Origin of the sequence: Halomonas sp. AOP30-A1-24 (assembly GCF_052378165.1) — a bacterium.
Taxonomy (GTDB): Bacteria; Pseudomonadota; Gammaproteobacteria; order Pseudomonadales; family Halomonadaceae; genus Vreelandella; species Vreelandella citrativorans.
Window position 1 is genome coordinate 1 of record NZ_JBQSXL010000054.1, and the last position, 7,408, is coordinate 7,408.

Consider the following 7,408-nt stretch of genomic DNA (forward strand, 5'->3'; position numbering starts at 1 on the left):
CTTAGTAATGAACCTAGTGGACTACAATTACTTCCTCTCCTGCTGGCAGATGATCCCACTGACGACAGCCTTGAGTTTATGGGAGATGGGCGTTTAGTACGTATTTTACCTACCCCAATTCGTTGGTCATATTCAGATGATTCTGAGCGAAGCCACAAATTACCCGTCGTATTTTATCGTACAGAATCGGGTGAATGGCGGCTCGCAACGGTATCCTCATGAAACCCGTAGCCCGCAAAGGCGACCTGCACAACTGCCCCATCCCCGGCCACGGCACCACCGATATCGTCTCCGGTTCGCCCTCTCACGTAGAGGGCCAGCCCGTGGCGCGGGTGGGCGATAAAACCGGCTGCGGCGCCACTATTATAGAGGGCTCCAGCCACTCCCATCACGATGGCCGCCCCACGGCGTATCTTGGCTGCAAGACGGATCATGGCGGTGAGATTATCTCCGCCTCAAGCAGTGCCAAGGTTGAGCCGTAGCGCTTATGCGAAATGACAATTGTGAAGGAGCCAGGAATTGAACAGAGTCGTTGGGCGGTCAGTGACAGGTGACTCATTTGGTAAATACAGTGCTTTGGCTATCGCTTGGCTTGCCATCGCTTGCTTAGTCAGTTTATCGACCAGCGCCATGGCGCAGCCAATTGACCGCCAGTACTGGGTTGATATTCATACCCAAGGTGCCGCGTGGACGTTAAGAATTAATGATATAAATGTGCTCTCTCATAAATTGACAGAGCAATACTCTATTTCGTACCCAATTAGCACAAGCCTAAGGGAAGGACAAAATACGGTGTCGCTTATTTATGCACCGTTACTAGAGCAAGATCCTGAAACAGGCGAGTTTATCCAAGGGCCTAAACCAACCTTCTATGTCGATGTCTCCATTGAGGCGATCAATACTAGCACCCAGCAGAAGGAGCTAATTAATACACTGCAATTGCGTTACGATATGGATACTGGGGAGCTGGTAGATTTCCCCAATAATCCTGCCAATGCTCTTGGCGAGACGATACACCAGAGCGAACATCTGCGTACCCGTGGGGAGTTTCAGATTAATTCGCCAAGCAGATTAGTCGTGGATAATGGTGATTTACTGGCGGCGGAACGAGTAGATATGAACTTCCGTTTGCTGGATACCATTCCCGATTTTCACTGGGTGAACGATGCCACGCCACTGCAAGATACCCCTCGGTTACGGCACGAGTTACGCCAAGCCTATGAGCGTCTGCATCGCCTATTTGAAGAAGGTAATACAGACGCGATAGTACGCGAATTTGAGCCGGTTTGGGATCGGGCTGGTTTGCTGATGGCCGGAGGAAAGAGCGCCAAGGATTACATTGAATCACTGCCTGTTGGCTCACAACTAGTTGGATTGCATCAGGAGCCGAATGGTCCAGTTTTACAACCATTGGACATTGCTAATGATCCAGCAGACGATAGTTTAGAGTTTATGGGAGATGGGCGCCTTGTGCGTATTTTACCCAGTCCGATTTATTGGTCTTATCCCGGGCAGCCAGATAAAGAAGAAACAGCTATCCCTATGTTGTTTTATCGTACATCAGCAGGCGAGTGGCGTATTGCAACGGTGGCTTCATGAAGCCTGTTGCGCGTAAAGGCGATTTGCACAGTTGCCCCATCCCCGGCCACGGCACCACCGAAATCGTCTCCGGTTCGCCCTCTCACGTAGAGGGCCAGCCCGTAGCGCGGATGGGAGATAAAACCGGCTGCGGCGCTACCATTATCGAAGGTTCCAGCCACTCCCATCACGATGGTTGCCCAACAGCATATCTTGGCTGCAAGACGGATCATGGCGGTGAGATTATTACCGCGTCGAGCAGTGCCAAGGTTGAGCCGTAATGCCAACGCGATGTTTTAAGGCTAAAGGACGCTTAATTCGTTCTTAAGCGTTACCCATCACCTATCACGTCATGGCACGGTTTGAATGATGCTCAGCCGTGCCCACATTGAATCAAATAGTATGGATTGTGAATCATGAAACAATGGATTGTTGCTCCTTTTTTGTTGGTAGTCGTGATGGGAAAGGTACTGGCTGACCCTTCGGAAATGCCTCAATCAGGCGTCTATGCCGTAGACTCGATAGAAGCGGTAGAAGCGAACCCTATAGCGGATTCCATGCTGCCCGAGATTGAAGCGAGCATGGAGCGTGCCTGGGCCAGGTTTAATCGCGAGAGCCGCACAGCTGAGATCTACATGGAGGCGCAGGAAGCGCCGCTATATTACGATTTCGATTTCGAGACTAACCAAGCAACAAGCCTTGATAACCCTACTGCTGGGCTTAGGCTCGAAACATCCGAACAGTTTGTGATGATCCATGGCGTGCCGTTTGAAGTCGCTTTCACCTTCCAGCAGATAGATGAGGAAGGGCCTGAATTTGCCGCTTTGCAATCGGCCAGGGATGAGTGGCTTGAGAGCAAACAGGCGGCTTTGGAAGAGCAGGGGTCAGGTTTAGCCGAGCTTTTCGATGTCGAGCCTCTTTCGCTCAATGCGTCAGATCCGGTAGACGGGGATAGACCCTATGTGTTTGATATGCCGATTGATTGGGATATTCGCGGTGTTACCCTTTCTAACCCTGATTTATTAGCGCCTGAAGCGCTGCTCTTTTCTACTAATATGGGCGCTCCGGCCCTTTTGGTAGGGCAGCTAGTAACGGATGTTGACACTTTTCGGCAAAGCGTTATATCACCTGATGAAAGTCAGGAAACGATTCATTTAGACACACCTGAGCGCTCACTGACTATTTTCCTGAACCAGAACGGCAATCTCGGGCTTGTTGGAGTTGTACCCAATGATCAAGAGGCCGCGAGTTTCTGGGTGGTTGAACCCAATGATTTTTTGGTGACGGAAGATATTCAAAAGATTATTGGCATGTTTTATACAATAAGGATGCGAAACTCTCTGGAGGAACACATCTCGGTTACTGATCCTGATACTTGGCCACACTACCGTTTGACAGAGGAAAGCGAGCAGAAGTTAAAGGATCTCACTAGCGATACGCTTTCCCTTGAGGGGCTGCTGGGCCTTATGGACGGGCAGGTTAGGGCAACAGTGTTTGATGATGAGCGGCGACGCTCATACCCCGACTTCAGGCTGACCCTCGTTGATGCAGAGCCCGAGCCGCTATCGCTAACGTCCCCTCTAATAGCTCTAGGGAGCCCTGAGGAAGGTAAGATAACGCTATGGGAGGATGGGAATCACACTATGTGTGAAGCCTCGCTGTCTTTGCCTATTCTCTCTCGCGAGATGGAAACGGTGGCCTATATGCGCATCGCCGAATATGTAAATTATTATAGCAATCGTGGTCCAGATTATTCGCAGTATGAATATTGCATTGGTGCTTGGCGTGCACTTCAATCCTTTGAAAAAACGTTGGAAAATAAACTTGTAACGGACCTGCCTATACTTGCTCGTGCACTTGGAGACTCTAAGACTGTCTATTTAAGAGATGGCTACATAGTCGTCGCTAAAGAGGTCGGCGATGACATGATGCAAGGCCTAATATCTCAAGAAGGGGAAGTTATTCTTCCCATGGAATATAAACGCATCAACGTTCGCTCTGATGTGATCGTGGCTGAAGACTCTCTTGGTAAATGGATGCTTTCAAGAGAGGGTAAAAAGCTCATTTCAGAGCCGCTCATATCTTTTGAATCTCTGGAAGGACGAGAGGGATATTACACCTTGGTACATTCGAATGAGCAGGGTGAGTGGCGAAAGGGGCTTTTTGATATGACCAGCCAACGGATCGTGCTTCCGCCAGAATTTCGCTCCCTCTCCTATGATGCAGACAAAGAGACGCTCATGGTTGAGTATCCTGACCGTAGTAAGGCCTTGCTATCTCTGACGGGGGAGCCTATCAGTGAACGCTACGCCTCAATCCTGCCCTTGAGCGGCACCTCTAATTATTTGGTCAAGGATCGCGAGAAAGAGGAATGGTACATTGCCAATGCACAGTTTGAGCAACAGTCAGAAACCTATACTTTTGCCAGGGTGAACCGTGCTGTCCAGCTAGTGTACGTGAGATTTCCAGAGGTCGGCCCCGATGAAACCAGGCCTGTGGCTATCTATATTGACTATCAAGGTAACCGAGTCATCTCAGATGAAATGACTCAGGAATACGCTCCATCCGATGATGGATATATAACTGTTTGGGTAGAAAAAAAACCTTTCTTTGGCATTCTCGGTGAGCCTAGAAAGCGCTGGGGGTTAGTCGACCGTACCGGCGAGGTGGTTATACCCCTTGAATATGACCAACTCCATCAGGCACGTGAAGGTGTAGTACCCGTTCGGCGTGACGAGAAGTTCGGAATTTTTTCCGTCGAGGGTTCTCAGCTGACTGATTTCGAATGGGGGAATCTAACCCCCAGTCTTTCGGGCAATTTGATGGCGCGGCATCACGCTCTTAAGACATGGCAACTCATCGACCACCAAGGTCATCAGCAAAACGAACTTACCTTCACTGAGCAACCCATACATGTTTTTATCGAGCATCACGAGACCGATGTCTTGACCGATATGTTCGTCACTGCTCATGAGCAAAAATTTGGGATTGTGTCGGCCAAAGGAGAAGTTTTGGTTCCCTTTGAGTATGAATCTGTAAATACGGATGCTTACAGGCCTGTGTTTACTGACTCAGAAGGAGAAGAAAAGCGTTACCCAGATGATTTTAGAGAATAGCATCTCAGTGTTAAGCAAAGTGTTTTCGGGGGGGAATCCCGCCGATGGCCGCCAGTGGGGTAGGCTGCTGGCAGCGGGCGGTACCTTCGATATTGATGAATTAAGCGTCCGGGTACTGCATTCACCGGGGCATACGCTGGCCTCGATTACTTATGTCATCGGCGATGCGGCGTTTGTCCATGACACTCTGTTTCAGCCGGATTTCGGCACCGCTTGGGCTGACTTTCCCGGTGGCGATGCTCAGGCACTCTGGCACTCTATTCAGCAAATTCTTGCGCTCCCCCGACAGCACCCGCCTGTTTACCGGCCACGACTATATGCCGGATGGCCGCGAGCCGAAATGGGAAAGCAGCGTGGCTGAACAGCGCGACAATAATCCGCATTTGGTGGGAAAAAGTGCCGCGGATTACATTGCCCTGCGCGAACGGCGCGATAGCGAACTGCCCATGCCGAAGCTGATGCTTCACGCGCTGCAGGTCAATACTCAGGGCGGGCGCTTGCCGGAGCCCGAAGCCAACGGCAAGCGCTATCTGAAAATCCCCCTGAATGCCTTGAAAGGGGCGAAGTGGGACTAGCAATAGCGCCAGGGTATATCACGTCTTTCATTGGTGAAAACGTCCTGAAACCGGTAGCGTAATTAGCTCAGGACGTAACCCCTCTCTAGGAAGGCGCATGACTTCAATTTCTCCGCAACAAACGCTGAAAGACGTATTCGGTTTTGATGACTTTCGCGGTGGCCAGCAGGCCGTGGTCTCCCGGGTGTTAAAGGGCCACTCTACGGCGGCTATCTTCGCCACCGGTGCGGGGAAGTCACTGTGTTATCAGTTGCCTGCGCTGCATCTACCCCATTTAACGCTGGTGGTGTCGCCGCTTTTAGCGCTGATGCAGGACCAGCTGGCCTTTTTAACCCGGCATGGCGTGGCGGCGGCCACTATTGATTCTACCCAGGACCGCGACACCATGCGTGATGTGATGGAGCGCGCCAGAAGCGGCGAGTTGAAGATTCTCATGGTGTCGGTGGAGCGGCTCAAGAACGAGCGTTTCCGGAATTTTCTACGCCAGGTGAATATTTCGCTGTTAGTGGTCGATGAAGCCCACTGCTTGTCTGAATGGGGGCATAACTTTCGCCCGGACTATCTCAAGTTGCCTAAGTACCAGCGCGAGTTCGCAATCCCTCAAGTGTTGCTGCTGACCGCCACGGCCACGCCTGCGGTGATCGCCGACATGGGTGAGAAGTTTTCCATTGATCCAAACAATGTGATTACCACCGGCTTTTATCGGCCCAATCTTGAATTACTGGTGCACCCAGTGGCAGGTAACCGCCAGCAGCATCTGATTGATTGGCTAAAACCCCAAATGCAGCCGGGCAATGAAGCGCCCAGCATCATTTATGTCACCTTGCAGCAAACTGCTGAACAGGTAGCCAGCGCCTTGGCTGCCCAGGGAATCAACGCTCAGGCGTATCACGCGGGGCTGGATTCATCGCGCCGGGATGAGATTCAGCGCCAGTTTATGAGCGGGGAGTCGCCGTGCATCGTGGCTACCATTGCGTTTGGCATGGGCATCGACAAAGGCAATATTCGCAACGTCGTGCATTTTGACCTGCCCAAATCCATCGAGAACTATAGCCAGGAGATCGGCCGGGCAGGACGCGATGGCTTACCCTCCACTTGCCTGACCATGGCAGGGCGTGATGGCCTGCGCGTGCTGGAAAACTTTGTGTACGGCGATACGCCGGAATATGTGGGCATTGTGCGCTTGCTTGAAGAGATCGCCGCTGCCGGTGCCACGCCCGAGCGGCAATGGGAAGTGCTGCTCAATGTGTTGTCGCGCGATACCAATATTCGCCTGCTGCCATTGAAAACCCTGCTGGTACGGCTGGAAATGCACGGCATTATTGCACCGCGCTTTGCCTTTCTGGCGGAGTACCGGCTGCGTTATCACACTGAACCAGAGGCGCTGGTCGCGCGCTTTCAAGACGAACGGGCGACCTTTGTCCGCCTGCTGGTCGACAACATCCCCATCGCCCGCACTTGGGGGAGCGTGGATTTTGAACGGCTACATGCGGCTGGGCAGGCGCAGCAGATTGATGCCTCCCGCGCCCGTGTAATCACCGCTCTTGAGTACTTTCAGGACAAAGGCTGGCTAACGCTGGAAGGCAAACGAATGACCGACGTGTATGACGTCCGTCAGCCGGCATTCAGCCTTGAGAGGCTGGCGAACCAGCTATATGACGAGTGCTTAGTGCGCGAGCAAAGCGAGATTGAGCGACTGCAGGCCATGCTGGCGCTCTTTGAGTCCGATACATGCCTGACTCGGCGTTTAACCGAGCACTTTGGCGACACCACGTTAAGCGCAAGCGACGACAGCCGGTGCGGGCACTGCTCGGTCTGCTATGGGCATCGCGTTCAGTTGCCCGCCGCGCCGTCTTTACCGGCACTGACAGACGCCGATTTCAGCCGTTACGCCGTGCCCTTTATCGAGCGCCATACGGCGCAAACAGGCCAGCCTCCTAACAGCCAGCGGCTAGCCCATTTTTTGTGCGGCCTGAGTATGCCGGTGTTTACACCGCTCAAGGCGCGAAGCCTTGATGGCTTTGGTGTATTTGAACAGCGCGCCTACCCTGAAGTACGGCAGTGGGCCGAGCGGTGTCTTACCCTTGACGCTTACCCCTGACGCAGCGTAATACGGGTGAGCTCTGAAGGCTTGCCTAA

Annotated in this window: 8 protein-coding genes; all 8 read left to right on the forward strand. The window is 52.4% G+C overall.

What is annotated here, in order from left to right:
* The coding region (locus ACT3TJ_RS17555) for a hypothetical protein (protein ID WP_444624395.1) at positions 1–222 on the forward strand (222 nt) is incomplete at its 5' end.
* Complete coding sequence (locus tag ACT3TJ_RS17560) at positions 219–482, forward strand: PAAR domain-containing protein (RefSeq protein ID WP_444622775.1); 264 nt, start codon at positions 219–221, stop codon at positions 480–482. The genes ACT3TJ_RS17555 and ACT3TJ_RS17560, both read left to right, overlap by 4 nt.
* Before the next feature lie 37 nt (positions 483–519).
* Positions 520–1,599: a hypothetical protein gene (locus ACT3TJ_RS17565; RefSeq protein ID WP_444622774.1), complete on the forward strand. Its 1,080-nt coding sequence runs from the start codon at positions 520–522 to the stop codon at positions 1,597–1,599.
* On the forward strand, positions 1,596–1,859 hold the full coding sequence (locus ACT3TJ_RS17570; RefSeq protein WP_444622773.1) for a PAAR domain-containing protein: 264 nt from the start codon (positions 1,596–1,598) through the stop codon (positions 1,857–1,859). The genes ACT3TJ_RS17565 and ACT3TJ_RS17570 overlap by 4 nt, the downstream gene beginning before the upstream one ends.
* A gap of 135 nt (positions 1,860–1,994) precedes the next feature.
* Positions 1,995–4,694 (forward strand): WG repeat-containing protein, encoded by a 2,700-nt coding sequence (locus ACT3TJ_RS17575; RefSeq protein WP_444622772.1) that lies wholly within the window; start codon positions 1,995–1,997, stop codon positions 4,692–4,694.
* Positions 4,678–5,055, forward strand: coding sequence for a hypothetical protein (locus ACT3TJ_RS17580; protein ID WP_444622771.1), 378 nt, complete (start codon positions 4,678–4,680; stop codon positions 5,053–5,055). The genes ACT3TJ_RS17575 and ACT3TJ_RS17580 overlap by 17 nt, the downstream gene beginning before the upstream one ends.
* Positions 5,048–5,269: a hypothetical protein gene (locus ACT3TJ_RS17585; RefSeq protein ID WP_444622770.1), complete on the forward strand. Its 222-nt coding sequence runs from the start codon at positions 5,048–5,050 to the stop codon at positions 5,267–5,269. The genes ACT3TJ_RS17580 and ACT3TJ_RS17585 overlap by 8 nt, the downstream gene beginning before the upstream one ends.
* A gap of 97 nt (positions 5,270–5,366) precedes the next feature.
* A complete protein-coding gene (locus ACT3TJ_RS17590) occupies positions 5,367–7,370 on the forward strand; it encodes a RecQ family ATP-dependent DNA helicase (RefSeq protein WP_444622769.1) in 2,004 nt (667 codons plus the stop codon).
* Positions 7,371–7,408 lie beyond the last annotated feature (38 nt).